The 17,081-nt window shown below is 64.0% G+C and carries 21 protein-coding genes; 15 read left to right on the top strand and 6 right to left on the bottom strand.

Annotation, left to right across the window (positions count from 1 at the left end; genetic code table 11):
- Nucleotides 1-79 precede the first annotated feature (79 nt).
- Nucleotides 80-601, top strand: coding sequence for a DUF4240 domain-containing protein (locus tag ACFV9H_RS05995; RefSeq protein WP_385393902.1), 522 nt, complete (start codon nucleotides 80-82; stop codon nucleotides 599-601).
- Here the strand turns inward: ACFV9H_RS05995 and ACFV9H_RS05990 are convergent, their stop codons facing one another.
- Entirely contained in the window at nucleotides 602-1,372 is a 771-nt protein-coding gene (locus tag ACFV9H_RS05990; RefSeq protein ID WP_385393899.1) for an SDR family NAD(P)-dependent oxidoreductase, read from the bottom strand.
- 86 nt (nucleotides 1,373-1,458) lie between these two features.
- Between ACFV9H_RS05990 and ACFV9H_RS05985 the strand changes: the two genes are divergently transcribed.
- Entirely contained in the window at nucleotides 1,459-2,118 is a 660-nt protein-coding gene (locus ACFV9H_RS05985) for a TetR family transcriptional regulator (protein WP_385393896.1), read from the top strand.
- 51 nt (nucleotides 2,119-2,169) lie between these two features.
- Here the strand turns inward: ACFV9H_RS05985 and ACFV9H_RS05980 are convergent, their stop codons facing one another.
- Both ACFV9H_RS05980 and glnA read right to left on the bottom strand, forming a co-directional pair.
- Nucleotides 2,170-2,655: a hypothetical protein gene (locus ACFV9H_RS05980; protein WP_385393894.1), complete on the bottom strand. Its 486-nt coding sequence runs from the start codon at nucleotides 2,653-2,655 to the stop codon at nucleotides 2,170-2,172.
- 141 nt (nucleotides 2,656-2,796) lie between these two features.
- On the bottom strand, nucleotides 2,797-4,206 hold the full coding sequence (gene glnA / locus ACFV9H_RS05975) for a type I glutamate--ammonia ligase (protein WP_385393891.1): 1,410 nt from the start codon (nucleotides 4,204-4,206) through the stop codon (nucleotides 2,797-2,799).
- Between the two features lie 184 nt (nucleotides 4,207-4,390).
- On the opposite strand from glnA, the gene ACFV9H_RS05970 reads away from it, so the two are divergent.
- Nucleotides 4,391-4,858 carry an RDD family protein gene (locus ACFV9H_RS05970; protein WP_385393888.1) on the top strand — a complete coding sequence of 156 codons (468 nt, stop codon included), beginning with the start codon at nucleotides 4,391-4,393 and terminating at the stop codon, nucleotides 4,856-4,858.
- Between the two features lie 501 nt (nucleotides 4,859-5,359).
- Here ACFV9H_RS05970 and ACFV9H_RS05965 read toward each other — a convergent pair.
- A complete protein-coding gene (locus ACFV9H_RS05965; protein WP_385393886.1) occupies nucleotides 5,360-6,160 on the bottom strand; it encodes a hypothetical protein in 801 nt (266 codons plus the stop codon).
- A 14-nt stretch (nucleotides 6,161-6,174) separates the two neighbouring features.
- Between ACFV9H_RS05965 and ACFV9H_RS05960 the strand changes: the two genes are divergently transcribed.
- The gene (locus ACFV9H_RS05960; protein ID WP_385393884.1) at nucleotides 6,175-6,975 is read left to right on the top strand and encodes a hypothetical protein; all 801 of its coding nucleotides are present in this window, start codon (nucleotides 6,175-6,177) and stop codon (nucleotides 6,973-6,975) included.
- Nucleotides 6,976-7,039: 64 nt separating this feature from the next.
- Here the strand turns inward: ACFV9H_RS05960 and ACFV9H_RS05955 are convergent, their stop codons facing one another.
- Together ACFV9H_RS05955 and ACFV9H_RS05950 are read right to left on the bottom strand one after the other, a co-directional pair.
- Complete coding sequence (locus tag ACFV9H_RS05955) at nucleotides 7,040-7,231, bottom strand: DUF397 domain-containing protein (RefSeq protein ID WP_385393882.1); 192 nt, start codon at nucleotides 7,229-7,231, stop codon at nucleotides 7,040-7,042.
- A complete protein-coding gene (locus tag ACFV9H_RS05950) occupies nucleotides 7,218-8,051 on the bottom strand; it encodes a Scr1 family TA system antitoxin-like transcriptional regulator (RefSeq protein WP_385393880.1) in 834 nt (277 codons plus the stop codon). Before ACFV9H_RS05950 ends, ACFV9H_RS05955 begins: the two co-directional genes overlap by 14 nt.
- A 192-nt stretch (nucleotides 8,052-8,243) precedes the next feature.
- On the opposite strand from ACFV9H_RS05950, the gene ACFV9H_RS05945 reads away from it, so the two are divergent.
- The 11 genes from ACFV9H_RS05945 to ACFV9H_RS05895 all read left to right on the top strand — a co-directional run bounded on the left by ACFV9H_RS05945 (nucleotide 8,244) and on the right by ACFV9H_RS05895 (nucleotide 17,077).
- Nucleotides 8,244-8,405, top strand: coding sequence for a hypothetical protein (locus tag ACFV9H_RS05945; RefSeq protein ID WP_385393877.1), 162 nt, complete (start codon nucleotides 8,244-8,246; stop codon nucleotides 8,403-8,405).
- A gap of 1,167 nt (nucleotides 8,406-9,572) precedes the next feature.
- Complete coding sequence (locus ACFV9H_RS05940; protein WP_385393874.1) at nucleotides 9,573-9,695, top strand: hypothetical protein; 123 nt, start codon at nucleotides 9,573-9,575, stop codon at nucleotides 9,693-9,695.
- A gap of 167 nt (nucleotides 9,696-9,862) precedes the next feature.
- The gene (locus ACFV9H_RS05935) at nucleotides 9,863-10,180 is read left to right on the top strand and encodes a hypothetical protein (RefSeq protein ID WP_385393872.1); all 318 of its coding nucleotides are present in this window, start codon (nucleotides 9,863-9,865) and stop codon (nucleotides 10,178-10,180) included.
- Between the two features lie 1,812 nt (nucleotides 10,181-11,992).
- Complete coding sequence (locus ACFV9H_RS05930; RefSeq protein ID WP_385393870.1) at nucleotides 11,993-12,289, top strand: hypothetical protein; 297 nt, start codon at nucleotides 11,993-11,995, stop codon at nucleotides 12,287-12,289.
- 231 nt (nucleotides 12,290-12,520) lie between these two features.
- Nucleotides 12,521-12,742 carry a hypothetical protein gene (locus tag ACFV9H_RS05925; RefSeq protein WP_385393868.1) on the top strand — a complete coding sequence of 74 codons (222 nt, stop codon included), beginning with the start codon at nucleotides 12,521-12,523 and terminating at the stop codon, nucleotides 12,740-12,742.
- A complete protein-coding gene (locus tag ACFV9H_RS05920) occupies nucleotides 12,742-12,993 on the top strand; it encodes a hypothetical protein (RefSeq protein ID WP_385393866.1) in 252 nt (83 codons plus the stop codon). The genes ACFV9H_RS05925 and ACFV9H_RS05920 overlap by 1 nt, the downstream gene beginning before the upstream one ends.
- 308 nt (nucleotides 12,994-13,301) lie before the next feature.
- Nucleotides 13,302-13,688, top strand: coding sequence for a hypothetical protein (locus tag ACFV9H_RS05915; protein WP_385393863.1), 387 nt, complete (start codon nucleotides 13,302-13,304; stop codon nucleotides 13,686-13,688).
- 115 nt (nucleotides 13,689-13,803) lie between these two features.
- Complete coding sequence (locus ACFV9H_RS05910; protein WP_385393860.1) at nucleotides 13,804-14,148, top strand: hypothetical protein; 345 nt, start codon at nucleotides 13,804-13,806, stop codon at nucleotides 14,146-14,148.
- A gap of 100 nt (nucleotides 14,149-14,248) precedes the next feature.
- The gene (locus ACFV9H_RS05905) at nucleotides 14,249-14,755 is read left to right on the top strand and encodes a hypothetical protein (protein WP_385393858.1); all 507 of its coding nucleotides are present in this window, start codon (nucleotides 14,249-14,251) and stop codon (nucleotides 14,753-14,755) included.
- A gap of 465 nt (nucleotides 14,756-15,220) precedes the next feature.
- Nucleotides 15,221-15,799, top strand: a complete 579-nt coding sequence (locus ACFV9H_RS05900) for a hypothetical protein (RefSeq protein ID WP_385393855.1) — start codon at nucleotides 15,221-15,223, stop codon at nucleotides 15,797-15,799.
- A 783-nt stretch (nucleotides 15,800-16,582) separates the two neighbouring features.
- Entirely contained in the window at nucleotides 16,583-17,077 is a 495-nt protein-coding gene (locus tag ACFV9H_RS05895) for a hypothetical protein (protein ID WP_385393853.1), read from the top strand.
- Nucleotides 17,078-17,081 lie beyond the last annotated feature (4 nt).

The raw sequence follows: 17,081 nt of genomic DNA, 5'->3' as shown, positions 1-17,081 counted from the left end.
CACCCTCCAGGGGGTCGGACACCGGCCTTTGGCCGTATGAGCGGTGGCGGCGCGGGGGTCGACCCGTGATGCTGGGACGGTGATGGACGAGACGGAGTTCTGGGAGATCGTCGACCGTACCCGCGAGGCCGCCGAGGGCGACCCCGAGGAACACGCCGAGCTGCTCGTGGAGCGACTCGCACAGCTCGATCCGGACTCCGTCCTGGACTTCGCCCGGCACTTCGAGGCCCGGTACAACCGGGCCTACACCTGGGACCTGTGGGGCGCGGCCTGGGTGCTCCTCGACGGAGCGAGCGACGACGCGTTCGACTACTTCCGCTGCTGGCTGATCGGCCAGGGCCGGGAGGTCTTCGAGGGCGGTGTGCACGATCCGGACCAGCTGGCGGAGCTCCTGGGCGAGTTCGACGAGGAGGTCGACGGGGACGGCGAGGAGCTGGGGTACGCGGCCGACGAGGCGTACGAGCAGCTGACCGGGGCGGTGGCGCCGGATCTGGGCGTCCCCCTGCAACCGGCAGAGCCGGAGGGCACCCCGCTGGACTTCGAGAACGAAGCCGTGCTCGCGGAGCGCTTCCCCCGGCTCTGGGACCGGTTTCGCGGTTGATCAGTAGTGCGTGCCGCCGTCGATGCGGATCTCCGTACCGGTGATGAAGGCGCCGTCCTCGGAGCCCAGCATGGCGACGACGCCGGCCACGGTCTGCGGGCCGGCGAAGCCCTGGCCGAGGGCCGGGGCGAGCTTGGCGAAGAGCGACCAGTCGGTGTCCTCGGGCAGGCCGGGGCCGGTGCCGGTGGTCATGCCGCTCTCGATGGAGCCGGGCGCGACGGACACGAAGCGCAGGCCCTGCTTGCTGTACTCGGCGGCCAGCGCGTGGGTCATGGACTGGATGCCGCCCTTGCTGGCGGCGTAGGCGGACATGTAGGGGTGCGCGAAGGACGCCGAGGTGGAACTGAAGTTCACCACGACCGGCTGCTCGCCCGCGAGGAGCGCCGGGAGCGACTCGCGGATCATCAGGAAGGTGCCGGTCAGGTTGACCGAGATGACCTTGTTCCAGAAGTCGAGCGTGGTCTGGTGGGTGTGCGCGGAGCGCAGGATGCCCGCGGCGTTGACGAGTACGTCGATGCCGGTGAGGGCGTCGACGGCGGCGGCCACGCCCGTCTTGACCGAGGCCTCGTCGGATATGTCGAGGACGGCGGTGGTCAGCCGGTCCGCGTGGCCGTCGGCGGCCGCCCGCTCGGCGGTGGCCTTCAGGCCGGCCTCGTTGACGTCCACGGTGTGGACGCGCCCGCCCTCGGCGAGGATGCGGTGGACGGTGGCCTGGCCGATGCCGGAGCCGCCGCCGGTGATGAGGACGCGACGTCCTTCGTAACGGTTCATGGGGTGAGCGTACCGAAGCACTGGCACATTTTGCCAGACTGTCAAAGCATGCAATCAGCGCTGGGCGCGCGAGGTAGTCTTCACCCGTGAGATCCCCTCGTCCGTACGCTCCCCAGGCCGGCCCCGGAGCCCAGTCGCTGACCGAGCGCCGCAAGGCGGCCACCCAGCTCGACATCGCCCGCGCGGCCTGCGAACTCTTCGCCGAGCACGGCCCCGACGGAACCACCGCCGAGGACATCGCCCATCACGCGGGCGTGGCGCTGCGCACCTTCTACCGCTACTTCCGCAACAAGCAGGAGGCCGTGGCCCCGCTACTCGCGGGCGGCGGCGACGCCTGGCGCGCGCTGCTCGCGGAGGAGGACCCCGGCACCCCCCTCGCCGAGGCCCTGGAGCGGGCGGTCACGCGGGCCCTGAGCGACCTCCAGGCCATAGAGGAGGGCCTGGAGGTGACCCGCGGCCTGCTGCGCGCGGCGGCCGACGACCCGGCCCTGCGGGCGGTCTGGTACCGCGTGAACCAGGACTCCGAGGAGCGCCTGGTCCCGGTGATCGCCAGGCTGGTGGGCGACGGGGCCGACGCGGTGGGCGTACGGCTGCTCGCCGCGGCGGCGACGGACGCGATCCGCATCGCCCTGGAGGTGTGGTCGGCCACGGACGGCCCGGTCTCGGGCCCCGGCTCCCCCGCGGAACTCGCGGTCCGGTGCCTGCACGACCTCACGGGCGCGATGCCCCTGCTCCGCCGGGGCTGAGCGGGGTCATCGCGCCCGGGTCCGGTGTGGCCCGGTCAACCGCGGTCGGCGTCAGCGGTTCCAGTTGCCCCAGTCGCCGTTGCCACCGCGACCGTCGTTGCCCCAGTCTCCGTTGCCCCAGTCGCCGTTACCGCCACGACCGTTGCCCCAGTCGTCGTGGCCCCAGTCGCCGTTACCGCCACGGCCGTTGCCCCAGTCCCAGTTGCCACCGTCGCCACCGCGGCCGTCGCCACCGCGGCCGTCGTTCCAGTTGCCGTCACGCCAGTTGTTCCAGCCGGAGTCGTGCCAGTTTCCCCAGTCGTAGCGGCCGTCGCCCCCGTTGCCGCCGACTCCGCCGTCTTCCCAGCACCACCACGGGCGGTCGCGCCAGTCCCGGTTGCAGCACTCGTCCCAACGCCAGTCGCTCCAGCGCCGGTCGGAGCACCTCCACCCGCCACCGCCACCCTCGGAAGAAGCGGAGGCACTGGTGGCCGGCATCAGACCGAGGGTGGCGCCGGCGGCACCGGCGATGACTGCGGCAACTATCCTGCGGCGCATACTCATGCACCTCCGAACATGTATCGCTTATCCAGCCTTTACGGTCATTTCCACCGTCACCCGACCGCACCGGCCTGTCAACGCGGAAAGGCCCCCCGCCGCTCTCCGAAGAGAGCGGCGGGGGGCCTTCCACCAGGCACTTTAGAGGTCGAAGTACAGCTCGAACTCGTGCGGGTGCGGACGCTGCGCGATCGGGGCGATCTCGTGCGTGCGCTTGTAGTCGATCCAGGTCTCGATCAGGTCCGGGGTGAAGACACCGCCGGCGAGGAGGTAGTCGTGGTCCTCCTCCAGCGCCTTGAGGACGTCCTCGAGGCTGGTCGGGACCTGCGGGACGCTCGCGTGCTCGTCGGGCGAGAGCTCGTAGAGGTCCTTGTCGATCGGCTCCATCGGCTCGATCTTGTTCTTGACACCGTCGAGGCCCGCGAGCAGCAGCGCCGCGAAGGCGAGGTACGGGTTGGACGACGGGTCCGGGGCGCGGAACTCGACGCGCTTGGCCTTCGGGTTCGAGCCCGTGATCGGGATGCGCATGGCGGCGGAGCGGTTGCGCTGCGAGTACACCATGTTGACCGGCGCCTCGAAGCCCGGCACCAGGCGGTGGTACGAGTTCACCGTCGGGTTGGTGAAGGCCAGCAGCGACGGGGCGTGCTTGAGGATGCCGCCGATGTAGTAGCGCGCGGTGTCCGACAGGCCCGCGTAGCCGGCCTCGTCGTAGAACAGCGGCTCGCCGTTCGCCCACAGCGACTGGTGCACGTGCATGCCCGAGCCGTTGTCACCGAAGATCGGCTTCGGCATGAAGGTCGCGGTCTTGCCGTTGCGCCAGGCGACGTTCTTCACGATGTACTTGAAGAGCATCAGGTCGTCGGCCGCGGCGAGCAGCGTGTTGAACTTGTAGTTGATCTCGGCCTGGCCACCGGTGCCGACCTCGTGGTGCTGACGCTCGACCTGGAGGCCCTGGGCGTCCAGCTCGAGGGAGATCTCGGCGCGCAGGTCGGCGAAGTGGTCGACCGGGGCTACGGGGAAGTAACCACCCTTGTAGCGGACCTTGTAACCACGGTTGTTCTCCTCGGAACCGGTGTTCCAGGCGCCGGCCTCGGAGTCGATGTGGTAGAAGCCCTCGTTCGCGGAGGTCGCGAAGCGCACGCTGTCGAACACGTAGAACTCGGCCTCGGGGCCGAAGAACGCGGTGTCGGCGATGCCGGTGGAGGCGAGGTACGCCTCGGCCTTCTTCGCGATGTTGCGCGGGTCGCGGCTGTAGGCCTCACCCGTGATCGGGTCGTGGATGAAGAAGTTGATGTTGAGCGTCTTGTCCTTGCGGAAGGGGTCGAGACGCGCGGTGGTGATGTCGGCACGCAGAGCCATGTCGGACTCGTGGATGGCCTGGAAGCCGCGGATCGACGAACCGTCGAAGGCGAGCTCCTCCGCCGGGTCGAATGCCCGAGCCGGGATGGTGAAGTGCTGCATCACACCAGGCAGGTCGCAGAAGCGGACGTCGACGAACTTGACGTCGTTCTCCTCGATGTACTGCTTCACTTCGTCGGCGTTCTGGAACATCCAACTCCTCCTACTCCCACCCCGGGGCAGGGGCGGGCTTTATAGCTCGTGGTGCGTCAGTGCGGTGCCGCACGCTGACCCGACCATAAGCACACGGGATTTCTCAAGCATGACCCATTTGTTTCGCACAAGTTAACCAGGGTCCGCTCGGAGCGCCGTGGAGCACCACCGGTACCGTGGTCGGGTGGACAACAGGCAAGCAATCGGATCCTGGCTCTCCGGCCCCCGCGCGGCCGCCGAGGAGATGGGGGTCGACTTCGGCTATCCGGGTCAGCGGCTCGGCCTCCCGCAGGAGGGGCCCGGCTCGGCGGCGCGGTTCGGGCGCAGGCTGGGCGCCGTGGCCCTCGACTGGATCGGCTGCCAAGTGATCGCATACGGGCTGATCACGGGCGGCGACCTGGCCGCGGCGGGCAACTGGACCCTCGCGCTCTTCGTCGCCCTGACCATCCTGACGGTCGGCACCGTGGGCTTCACCCCCGGCAAGCGGATCCTGGGTCTCCGGGTCGTCTCGGAGAGCGGCGGCCGCCTCGGCATCGTCCGGGTGGTCGTGCGCACGCTGCTGCTGGCCCTCGTCGTCCCGGCCCTGATCTGGGACCGCGACGGCCGCGGCCTGCACGACCGACTGGCCCGCGCCGTACAGGTACGGATCTGACGCCCGGGCGCGTCCGGAGTACGGAATCAGGGGCGCCCCCCGAGCCGGTCGGCTCGGGGGGCGCCCCTGTCTCGTATACGAAAATCAGGTCAGCGGGTCAGCGCATCTTCCCGCCGCGCGGCATCCGCATGCCCTTGGGCATGGGGCCCTTCGGTCCCGTTCTCTAACGTAGCCTATCCGTTCACTCTCACGGAAGCCCTCTGACCTGGGCAAACGAGGGGAAGGCCGCCCGTGGGCCTCCCTCAGGACTGGGCGCCCCTGGACTCTCACCAGTTCGGGGGCGCCCTGCTGCGTCTCCCCTAAGAGCCTTCAGCAGACCCGCAGGGTTGTGTTACGGTCACGGGGCATAGCACGAGACCCCCTGAGGCGGCTACCTCAGAGGGTCTCAACCCGCCGGGCGGCTACCCAGCGGGAAACACCTAGAGATGTGGACTCTAGATGCGCGTCCAGCGTACTCGGCACACTCGTGCCTACGTGCAGATCCCTAACTCAATCGCACAGTCATCCGCCCTGAGCCTGGAGGCTCTCGGCTTGCTCGTCTACCTGCTCTCCCTGCCCGACGCGAACCGGGCCACCGTGGAGAGGGTCACCGCTCGTGTTCCGAACGGCCGCCGCGTAGTCGGCAGGGCCATGACCGAGCTGGTAGAGGCTGGCTATGTCCAGCGAGCCCGTGTGCAGGATCCGGAGACGGGGCAGTGGGTCACCCTGACCTCCGTCACTGATCAGCCGACCAACCACATGCCGACGGTCGGGGAACCGACTGATCAGGCTCTCGGCGGCTATCCCAAGGGAAATGACCTTGGGAAGAATGACCTCCCCCAGCAGCCTGAGCAGCAGCCGGCCGACGAGGCCGGCAACTTCCACCAGAAGGAGGGGGAGAGTTCTCCTTCTTCCAACGACAAGACGCCTCCTGGCACGGCTGACGCCGTGGCCAGTCGAGCCGTGCTGTGTCTTGGAAGGCTCGGCGTGCACGAGCGCCGCCTTCGCCTCTCTCCGGCTGAGGTGCAGCGCCTTGCCCCTCTCGCTGCCGAATGGATCACTGATGGCTTCCATGAGATGGAAGTAGTCACTGCCCTCATAAAGGCCCTGCCGGCCCGCATCGAGTCCGCGGCTGCCCTGGTGACGTACCGCCTCAAGCATCAGCGGCCAGAGCCGCGCGAGGCACTGCCAGCCCTTGAGAGGCCGACGCCTGCCCCAAAGCGCTCCCAGTGCTCCGACTGCGGCCGGCCCTTCCGTCTCGGTGTCACGGCTCATCTGTGCCGTGACTGCCGCGACCGCGCCTGAGAACCCCCTCACACCCATCTGAAAGGATCCTCATGCCTAGCTCTGCCCTGCCCTGGTACCTGAAACTGGTTCTCAGGGTGGCTATCCCTGCTGCCTGCCTGGCTGCTCTCTACCTCAGCATCCCTGGAGAGATCGCCATGGCGCGCATCGCCGGATGGTCTGAGGACTATGCATGGGCCATGCCCATCTGCATCTCGGTCTACGCGATGGCGGCCGGCGCCATCGCCGCCTACCGCAAGGGGCTGAACCTTCCTGGCCAAGTGACAGCCTTCATCGGAGCCATCATGGCTCTCGCCCTGGCCATCTGTGCTCAGTCGATCTCTCACCTGATCGCCCTCGGCTACATGGGAACCTCAGAGCTCCTGGTGAAGTGCATCAGTGCGGTTCCGCCCCTCGTGATTGGTCACATGGCCCACATGGCCGTGACCCCCTCAAAGGCCAAGACTGCCGCTGAGGAGAAGGAGGAGCTGAGGGGGATGATCGACTTCCTCTCACTAGAGCTGACCCGCTCTCTCTCCTCACAGGTCTCCACGGCCCTCTCACAGGCTGAAGGAGCTGCGAGCGAGTACAACCGGCTGGAGAAGAAGGCGGGGACACTGGCTGAGGAAGCAGAGAACCTGAACGTCGAGTATGAGGAGATCCTCAGGAAGGCTGAGGAGGATTCCGCCGGAGCCTCTCGACCCAAGGCCCTCACGACAGCCGCCATTGCCGCTGCTGCTGAGAACCTCAAGCAGGCCGGGAAGAAGACCTCCGTAGAGAACATGTGCAGGGTCCTCGGAGTCTCTCAGGCCACGTACTACCGTTATGGAGGTGGGAAGGCTCTCACCGCCTGACCCTGGCAACGTGAAAGGCCCCTCTCCCAGGTAGGGGGAGAGGGGCCCTTCGGGTCTCAGTGTGTCAGACGTCGCGGGTCTTGGCGAAGCCGACGAAGGCAGCCCACGCGGGCCGCGAAGCACTCAGCCGGCCCGCCGCGCGGTCCTTCGAGTCCTCCACGAAGACGGTAGGAAGTTCGTCGCAGACCTCGACGCAGTTGTCATTGGTTCCACCGCTGAAGCTGGACTTGCGGAACTTGAGGTCAGGTGCGCTCACTGCCGTACTCCTCGATTGCCTTACGAACCAGGTCGGTTGATCGCGCCGCGGACAATGCGTTGCTGAGCACGCGATCGTAGAGGACAGCGTAGGCCGTAGCGTCCTCTCCCTGGAACATCCTTCCTGTGGTGATGCCCTCGGTGTATGCGTACTGCGTACCACTGCGCATGGTGAGGATGGAGAGGGAGCCAGGGAGGACAGCCGGCACCGTGTCCCCGAAGGGGAGAACGCGGATCTCGACCCGAGGCCGCTCCCCAAGCTTCAGCAGGTGTTCGAGCTGCTCCACCATCACGGCCTTGCTGCCAACCACGCGGCGGAGCGCAGCTTCGTCCAACACCACCAGGAGCCAGGGAGCGCCGGCGGCATCGAGTATCGCCTGTCGCTCCATGCGCAAATCAGCCACGGACCGAGGATCGTTGCCAGTGACGATCTCGGCGGACTTGGCAAGGGCCAGAGCGTACGCGCGGGTCTGCACAAGACCCGGTACCACCTGCGAATACTCCTGGATCTTTACTGCGCGCTTCTGGTGGTTCAGGAACTCCTCGGCGTAGTCCTCGAACGTCTGGATGCTCAGCAGAGGCCATAGTTCTTCGATCTGCCCCCCAGCGTCGAGCTTGCGATCAAGGTTCTTCGCAAGCGCCTCTGACGGGCTGGCCTTCCCCCGTTCCACCTTGTTGATCAGCGTCTCTGAGACGAACACCTTCTCTGCCAGCTCGGCCGGCGACCAACCCTTGAGGTCTCGAAAGTGTCGGACCTTGGCGCCCAGCAGTCCGGCAGGTGTAGACCTGTCCAAATCCATTCGCGGCCTGCCGCGTGGCATAGCACCCCTCATTTTCTGCTCACTTGCGACCCAACAGAAAGAAGCCCTGTTCAGGCTAGCCAAGTGAGGCCAAGCTCATGCACCAGACGAACAAACCCCGTCCGCGAGAGGTGCGAGATGGTACGGAAGCAGGTCAGCACGCCGGTATCTGAACGGGAGGCCGCCCGCGTGCTTCAGGGGCTGCGAGGAGAGATGCAGGCGAACGGGCTGCCGGCAGACAAGCTCACCCACAGCTCCTGGACGGAGGAGTTCGGCGGCAACGGCGACATCCACATTGAGTTCCACATCAGCGGACTGTCGACGGACGAGGCCGGACGACTGTCCAACCTGCTCACCAAGGGCCGGCAGGCATAGGGCTCGCAGAATCATGAACGACAGCCCCTCTTCTGAGACTTCAGAGGCCACCGAGAGAGCGTTGGCTGAGGCAATCGAATGCCGTGCGTTCTACCGGCTCCTTCCGAACTGGGTGCCGCAGGACTACGCGCCCCTTACCCGGCCGCTCCTGGAGCAGGTTGAGGCCGGCCTGAGGAAGCTGCTGTGACCGATGAGCCGGCAAGGGAGCATCCCTACCTTCCCGAACCGGGTGACAGGGTTACCGATCCGGAGAGGGGACGTACTGGTCGGCTCCTCGGGTTGGTGGGCGGCGAGTACAAGATTCGGCCCTACGGGGATGGAGAACCCTGGTTCGCCAGGACCGTGAAACCGGCTACCGAGAACGAAATCGTGGCGGAGCAGCTCAGGGCCCATCAGCGGCAGAGGGGAGTATGACAATGGAAAGCGCGCGAGGGGTCAGCGATGTTCTCGGCTCCTCGAACTCTCTGCCTTCGGAGCTGACAATCATCCCGCCTGACGCCTACCTGCCCAAGGGCAATGCTGTACAACCGGCCCAGGCCACTCCGATTCCTGCATTCCGAACAGACCGCATTCTGTGCGGATCATGGGTGCAGCTCTCCATGGAGCACATGGAAGAGCTTCGGTCTGCCATCAAGGGCGAGCCGAGGTTCACCGGCCACCTGAACAGCGGCGCAAGCTGCGGTCGGCAGAGGAGTCATGACGGGTGGCACGAGGCTGGCATCAGGCCCCTGGCTGACACGTACGGCGGGGGCGAAGTCGGCATCCGATGGCGCCCGATCCCCGGCATGAACACTGCTGCCGAAGTCGTCCACCTCCGTCCCTTCAATCCTCCGACGGGATAACACCCTTAGACCCCAACCCCCTTTCGGACGGAACCGAAACGCCAACGCTCCCCCCGCGGCTTTGGGATCCCGATAGGGGGTTGGGTAAACCCCCGCTCCGGCCACTCAGCTTAGGAAGGGCCCAGTGGTCGGAGCGGGCCCCTCAGACTTCCACCCCTGCTTGTCGTTCTCCCATGGGACAGGGGTGGAGACAGACCTTCCGGCCTTGGTCGGGAGCCACGGAGCCAGAACCACTCTGGAGCGTCCGTGATGGCTTGCTCTGGCGCCTGAGCAGGTCAACGTAACGACCAGTCATGCACCACCCATCGAGAGAAGGGCAAGGACCATGATCGACGTTGAGAACCGCTGGGTCATCCTCCGGGGCGGAGAGAACGACGGCGGAGACGACTCGGACGGCGGAGGCGGCAACCCCACCACGGGCGACTCCGACGACGGCCGCCAGTACTAGGCGCCAAGGACTGCTGAACCGCTACCCTCTGGGGTGAGCGTGGACTGGGGCCGACTCCTGAACGCTGGGGGTCGGCCCCTCACTCAGAGAGGGCGGCAATGGACGTTGCAAATCACTGGCACGCGTATTCCTGGGTTGGACACGAACGGCCGGCAGACAACGTCAGGGTGGACCCGAATCAGCCCACACCGCCTTTGGAAATTGCGCATTGGCTGAGGAAGCCTGCTCGTCATGTCGTAGAGACATTCGAGAATACGCCCGACGGAATTGAAGTGGCGTTGAAGTGGATGCGCAATGGCGGCGAAGAACATGTTCATCTGTCAGAAGAGCCGTTCCCTCTTGACGAGCGCATGAAGTACGTTGAAGACGATCTGCGCCGTGGCGCTGACTCCGTGTGGGGCTACTACTCCACGAACAGCCGCTATGTTTCCCGGGCCCTCGTGGCCTGCCCTCGCGCCGGCGAGCGGTGCCCCTACGGTCGATAGAAGATCCCTGACGGGTAGTTCCCAGTAAAGCCCCACCTTCCGCGGGTGGGGCTTTTTGCGTGTTCCCTGTGTCTCTGAGGCGGGGTATAGAGCAACCCCGCCATAAGTAATGTACGTGTCCTCTGAGGCATCTCAGGACACCTCTGTGACGCACAGCACGAAAATTGTTGCTACCTCAGCCGGTGATGCAAGAACCCCACCCGATTTGAAGGGGTCTGGGGGAGCTCGGAGGGTCAGACCGGCACTCCTGGAGCGTCTCAGGGAGCTGCTGCCGGCCTCGCCGGCCCTCCCGCTTGTCCGCTTGTGAAAGTTGCAAAACCCGTACACGCAGGAAGGGAGGCGCCCCCTGCGGTCCCTGTGTAGCGTTTTCGTTATATTACCCCCGTATATATGTGCACACGGATGTTGCATCAAATGGCGAGGTAGCAACAACATTCGAGAGCGGGCGGAAATTGTTACTGCCTCAGGAATTGATGCAAGAACTCCGGCGCCTTCATGTGCCCGGATATGCCACGGCAGCACATTCCCTGAGTGCGATTCCAGACAGATGCATAAGCACTGCCTGAGGGGCCTTACCTCACTGCCCTACTGCCCTCACTCCTGAGCACACCTAGGCCATGCGAGATCACTGCACTTTCCGTGTGACGTGCGCCACTCATATATCTGGGCATTGACATACATACGGGATGGCTGAGGGTGCGTCAGAACTAGTTATGCAGGGTTGTTTCATATCCCTGTTTAGGTGTTGTGCCCCGATTTCAACTTGGTCAAGTACAGGTAAAGTCGATGCCCGAATTAGCCGATACTGCGGCTTGTAAAGGTCAAGCTCAAGTAAAGAAGTTGTGTTCCGGTCATGGGGTGGGATGCACCTATTTGCACACCCCTCCAAGTGGGTCACCTGGCCCCTGACCTGCGGTTATATGCAGTCGTATCTATTACATGCACAAGCTTTGCGTCTCATTGACGACAAGTTGTGTTCCGGTCATCCATCCCCCAGTCTGTGAATCGTTCAACCGGCCGCACCGCAGCAGAGCGGCCCCGGAGTACCGGCCCTAAGGGCAGGCGGAAACGGGGTTCACGCAAAGACGCTGAATAGGCGCCGAGGTCGGGTGAATGAAAGGCACCGGTGATGGTGCTCCGGACGTGAATACGGCGGGTGACATCACACAGCTTGTTCCTTGATAACTGGATAGCGGGTCTGAGGGTCGGTCTACTGATCGGCGATACCTAGAGCGCAAGTACCAACGTGCTCTCAAAGGGCTTGAGAGGCCCCGTGGCTTAACCGGCACACCGTAGGTGTGTGTCAGGCACTCACGGGACACCACAAGCGCTCTGAGGGCATCTGATGGGGTCTCGAAAGAGGGCTAGCGAAAGCGCTGTGAAGGGTGACGCAAAGAGGTAGGCAGACACGATGACCGGCAATTCCTCTCACCTTTGGTGAGCATCCATAGGGGCGGCCTGCCAAGCCGTGACCGATAACCGGAGATTGGTCATCCGGGATGAATAGACCTACACATCTGCCAATCGTGGCCTGTGGTGCTTTGTCGTAGCCGCTAGAGGGGCCTACGGAAACCCAGACAGCACAGTGAAAGCACTGTCACCACAGAAAGCGTGCGAAGGGTGCGCATGTACCACCTGCATTGCCTACGGCTCACACATTCAACATGGGGCGTCCAGCACACATGGCCAATGCCTAGAGCGGCGGCCGAGAGTGTGTCTCTAAGCCTCTGAGAGTGCGTGAGTCGGGGGGAGTGTCGGAAAGGGCACTTGGAAGGGCCCTGAGGGGCCGTACAGCGACTCACAGGAGGACTTATGGCAACCGCCATTGACGAATCATCGGCAACTCGGAAGCGGGCAACGGTGCCCGTTCCGCAGTTCAGTTTTGCCCGGGAATACCGAGACTTTGAGCGGTTCCGGGTGAGCATCACGGATGAGCTCGGCACCTATCAGGTAGAGGTGCGTGCATGGGGCAATGCCGTGAGCATCATTCGGGCCTATGTCGAGTGCATCGACAAGCGGCGCACTGCAACTAAGGCTCTCGCATCCATCTATCAGACCGGATATGCCAGCGTCCGTGACACGAATTTCCGTGTCGTGGCACTGGCCTAGAGAGGAGTCGAGATGACCTATGAGGTGTTCTACAGGTCGACATACACCCGCATAGATCAGTGGCACGCCGATGGGCGCTTCTGCCGCGTGATCCTGGTTCACCGTTCCGAGTACAGGAATTGGGACGCGTAACCCTTTCGTAGGGGTGTCGGGTCCATGGTCGAAGGTAGGTCGACCATGGACCCTCTCATCCATTGCGACAGACGCACTGGAGCAAGAGAGGACGAAAACATGGCATGGAAAGCATCCCCTCAGCGTGCCCTTTGGTACGGAGAGGTGATCTTTGAGGACCACGAGGGACAGACGGATTACCACTACGCCTACAGCGCGTCTCCCTTCGAGCCGGATCCGGAACTCATCCTGCCCAAGTCGATGTGGGGGCGAATCCTGGAAACGACCGTTCGCCCCACTCCGCGCAATGACCAGTACGAGGGCCCGGAAGGTGATGAGTGATGGCTGAGCGCTATTTCTACTACGAGCCTGCCGACTACTTCGCGTGTGAGGAACACATGGCGGAGTCGCTCGGAGCGATGTTCCCGGAAACGGCTGAGGACTGTAAGGGCTCCCTGTGGAACTACCACGGGTGGGACCTTGACGAGTTGGTGACCGCTCTTAAGGCCAGCGGGGAAATTCTCCCCGGTCACTTCACGCGTAAGGGTGTCCGCATGGGGCCCGTAGAGCGCATCTGCATGGCACTGCACTAAGGAGAAACGGAAATGTCGAATCGCGTTGGAATTCACTACAGCAGTTACGCGGCGGCAGAGGGCATCAGGTGTCAGCCGTTCTGTGAGGAACCGGTGACGCACTGGGCCTGTATGGAGCGGCAGGGAGAAAGGCACTTCGCTTGCCAGGCTCGTTGCGAGTCGCACAGGCAGGAAGGTGAATCGAATACGACTTACCGACCCCTGTAGGGGTCCTAGGCCGTAGTCGGCAGCACGGGGACACGGGTTGGGTAGGTCCGTGTCCCCTTCTGTCTACTGCGTTCGGCAGTGGCTTACTGAAAGGCAGAAAGATGGACATCTACGCAGGCGGCGCGGCAGCGGCGAACGACATTCGTGCGGGTTGGGCACTCGCCGGACTTTTCGCGTACGCCAAGGAAACGGGGCAGGACACGGAACCCGGTTGGCAGGAGGACCCGACGGCAATTGTCACGGAGGTTGCCGGGGACCTCATTGCCAGCGTATTCCACGTGGCCCGACGTCTGGACATCGATCCGGACTCTCTCGTGAGTTCTGCATACCTCCACTTCACCGAAGAAGTGGCAGAGGAAGCGCAGGAAGCGGCTATGGAGGAGCTCGAACCGTGTGCTCACGAAGCATCCGCAATGCCGACCGGTGCTTTGCACCGTGTGCGCTGGGCATTCTCTCGGGTCCGTCGGGTGTTCAGCCGTAGCGCATAACTCCCGCGCCGCAGTCGTCAGCACGGGTTCACGGGTCGGGTAGGTCCGTGAGCCCTTCTGTCTACTGCAACCGGCAGTAGGAAGGGGAGGGGAACACATGCGGTATCCGTTGGAGTTGAACGAATTCACCGCCCAGTACATCGCAACCGCTCTCGCGGACCTGAGCGATAGCGAGGAATGGACCAGGGCAGATCCGCCCATGATTGATGACCTGAGTGACGATGTCCGGCGACTCATCATGAACGACTGCCGCGCGTTTCAGTTCGCAGCCTCCGAGTACTTCAAGGGGCGCGAGGCTGACGCGGGACACGATTTCTGGCTTACCCGCAACGGGCACGGTGCCGGTTTCTGGGATGGGGATTGGCCCGAACCTGTGGCCTCCATTCTGACGGTAGCGGCCAAGGTGCGCGGAGAGTTCTGCCTGTACTACGGGGATGACGGACTGATTTACGGCCTGTGAGATGACGTGCTAGCGCGCCTGGTTGGGCACAGCTCGTGAGCCGTGCCTTTCCAAGCCTTGCTAGAGGGTCTAGCGGGTGAGTAAGGGAGTGCCGAACAGAATGAGTCAGAACGTAGAGTGCGCCAACTGCCGTATGGACCTGGGGATTCCTCAGGACGACTACAGCGGGAACGGGTACTGCGGGCACTGCGAGAACGAGCGCCACGTGTGCCCCGTTCCGGAGTCTGCCGCGTCAAAGGTTCTTCGGGACGCTATCCAGCGGATCAAGTTCCACGCGTTCGAGTGGCGTATGAAGGGGAGCGGCCCGGACTCGCTTGCCCTTCTCGGTGAGTTGGTCGAGTCCTTCGAGGAAGCGATTCCGCGGGAGGGTCAGCAGCCCTTCACGGTCGTCATGGACTGGGAATCTGACTTCTGGGAGTCGAGGGCGGACGACGTACGGGAGTACGGCCAGGACGACCCGGTGACCTTCCACGTGTGGGCCGCCAACGCGTCGGACGCGAGCGACGAAGCGGCCGCAAAGGCGGCCGAGATGTTCAAGGAAGCGGCTGAGTACCTCGGTCACATGGCAGTCCTTCACGGACACGCGCCGCTCGTAAGCGGATGCTGAGTGGTCCCGCCGCCCGGTCTGAGTGGAGGGCCGGGCGGGCCGAGCGAGACCAGGAGTTTCACAGGACTACTCAGGGGCTGACACAGCTTCGGTGCGGGTGCTGGACCGATGCCGGCCAGACCCGTCACGCCTACGTGAGGACTGTCTACACAGTCGAGTGTCTCGCCCGCGGGGGCGAGGCCGCTCACGTCCTGGACGTCACGGCTCACACGGAGCAAGGGGCCATGCGGGCGGCCTCGCGTCGCCTGCTGAGGTCCGGAATCGCCACGCGCTACGTGATGCGCGTACGGGGGCACGTTACGGCCCTAAAGGAGTGCTGTAACCCGCGTAAGCCCTGTCGGGCCTGTGACACGCGGGCGCCTTTCTGCTGCTACTGAACGGGTCTGGTGACGCATGGGCTGAAGGTAGGCGGCCCATGCGTTCGCCAAATCTGCTCACGGTGAGTGGAGATCGAAGGGAGCAAAGGTGAAGGACACTACCACGGGAAAGGTCATTCTGACCAAGGCCGTTCAGCGGGTGCGGTTCAACCTGGGCAAGTCGATTGCCCTGGTCGCAAAAGATGTGGCGCTGATGGATGACGGGACCGTACGAGTCACCTCTGTACGCACCCCGGAATACTCCCATCAGGGAGTTCGGGTAGTCACAATCAAGCTCGACAGGGCCGACTACCGGCAAGCGGTGCAGCGTATCCGCGAGTTCGAAGCCCTCTATATCACGGAAGAGCTGCCGCTGATGGTGCGGGAGGGTAAGCGCTGGGTGCCCAGTGAGCACACTAACTACGGCGCGTTCACCGTGGCTGTGCAGCTCGGAAACTTGGACCGTCCAACGTATTTCGTGGTGGACGCTCCCAGCCTTGACGATGCGTATGAAGTCCTTACCGGGCTGTCATTCTATCGGGAGCTCCTCACCGGCTGGGAGGTAGAAGCCTTCCCGTTTCTGCCGGAAGAGTCCTTCACCGGCATCCCTGATGAGCTGCCGCGCTTCGACATGCGGCGCGAGCAGTACGAGCAGGGCCGTGCCCGTTGGGTGGCGGTGACCGCGTGACTGAGAACTGGCGGGACTGGCACGGCGAGACGAAGGCCGGATGCCTTCGACAGGCGGAACGCGCGGAAGTGCACATGCGGGCCGCAGACGCGGCCGGCGACACCTTGACGGCAGAGGCATACGCGAACTTGGCGGACAGGTGGCGCGAGCGCCACAGGCGAATGCACTTCATTGACCGGCGGGAGCACCTGCACCCGCTTCGGACGCTCACCCACTACCTCTAAGGAGGCTGAATGAATCTCTGTCAGGCCCGTACGCGTAAGGGTCTCTGTCTCAAAGAGGCAACCGCGTTCGTCACGTACTTCATGGATGGCTCGGGAGGCAAATACGCCTGCGGCCCGCACATTGAGCGGGCAATGGTGGACGTGGCCACGGGAACGCACGTGGGAGAGATGAGCCTGAAGATCCGGCCGGTTGGTCGGCTCGCGGACCGCATCAGGCGGATATGGGACCTGAGGAATTAGAGACATGAGCACAGGAAAACACTACGCGGTTCTTCGCTGGACCGGTTCCGATGGAGTGACTTACGCAGAAGTCAAGGGTAGTTGGATCAGCCGAGAGAGGGCCGAGGAGGCCGCGCGAAAGTTCGCTCGTGACCTCGCACCCGATGTCAGCTATGAGGTCGAGTACCTCGGATCCAACGGAATTACTCGCTACTAGTCCCGCTCGCTAGCGGCCGGATATCAAGGGCAGGAAGGAGGTTGTACGCGTTCCGTACAGGCTCACCCCTGCCCCTGGTATCGAGCCTCTAGAACACGTCTAGGGCCCGATCAGGGGGTTCACATGAACACCGGAGAATTTAGGTACGGCAACGTAGACAACATGCAGACCTGCTGGAGTGAGGCCACACCGGGCGAGATCCACGCCACGTGGTCCGGATACAGGACTGCGTGCGGGCGGCTCGTCATCGAAGCGAAGCCCTGCCCTGATTCCACCGTGGATGAGATCACGTGTGCTGAGTGTGGAGCAACGGCCGTATTCGACCTGAACACGGCTCGCCGGCATGCACGCATCGTGACGGAAAAGTACGAGGCTACGGGCGCGCTGTCGTGGGGCGACGCGTTCAGGCTCCGCGAAACTGCCATAGAGGGCATCGCCCCGCAGGCATTCGCAGCACGCAGGCGAGGAGACTCCTGGAACGCCATTTCCACTGCGTTCCTCATGAGTACCGGGGCCGCGACAGACAACGACCCCACTTCTCGCTTCGTAGGAAAGGTGGGTCTAGCTGTCATCGACGCACTCAAGGAGTCCGAACACTTCCGCAAGTCTGATCGCTAGTTCT

This window comes from Streptomyces sp. NPDC059874, from assembly GCF_042731135.1.
Classification (GTDB): domain Bacteria; phylum Actinomycetota; class Actinomycetes; order Streptomycetales; family Streptomycetaceae; genus Streptomyces.
Note: the sequence above shows the minus strand (reverse complement) of the source record. Positions and strands in the feature narration are given on the sequence as shown.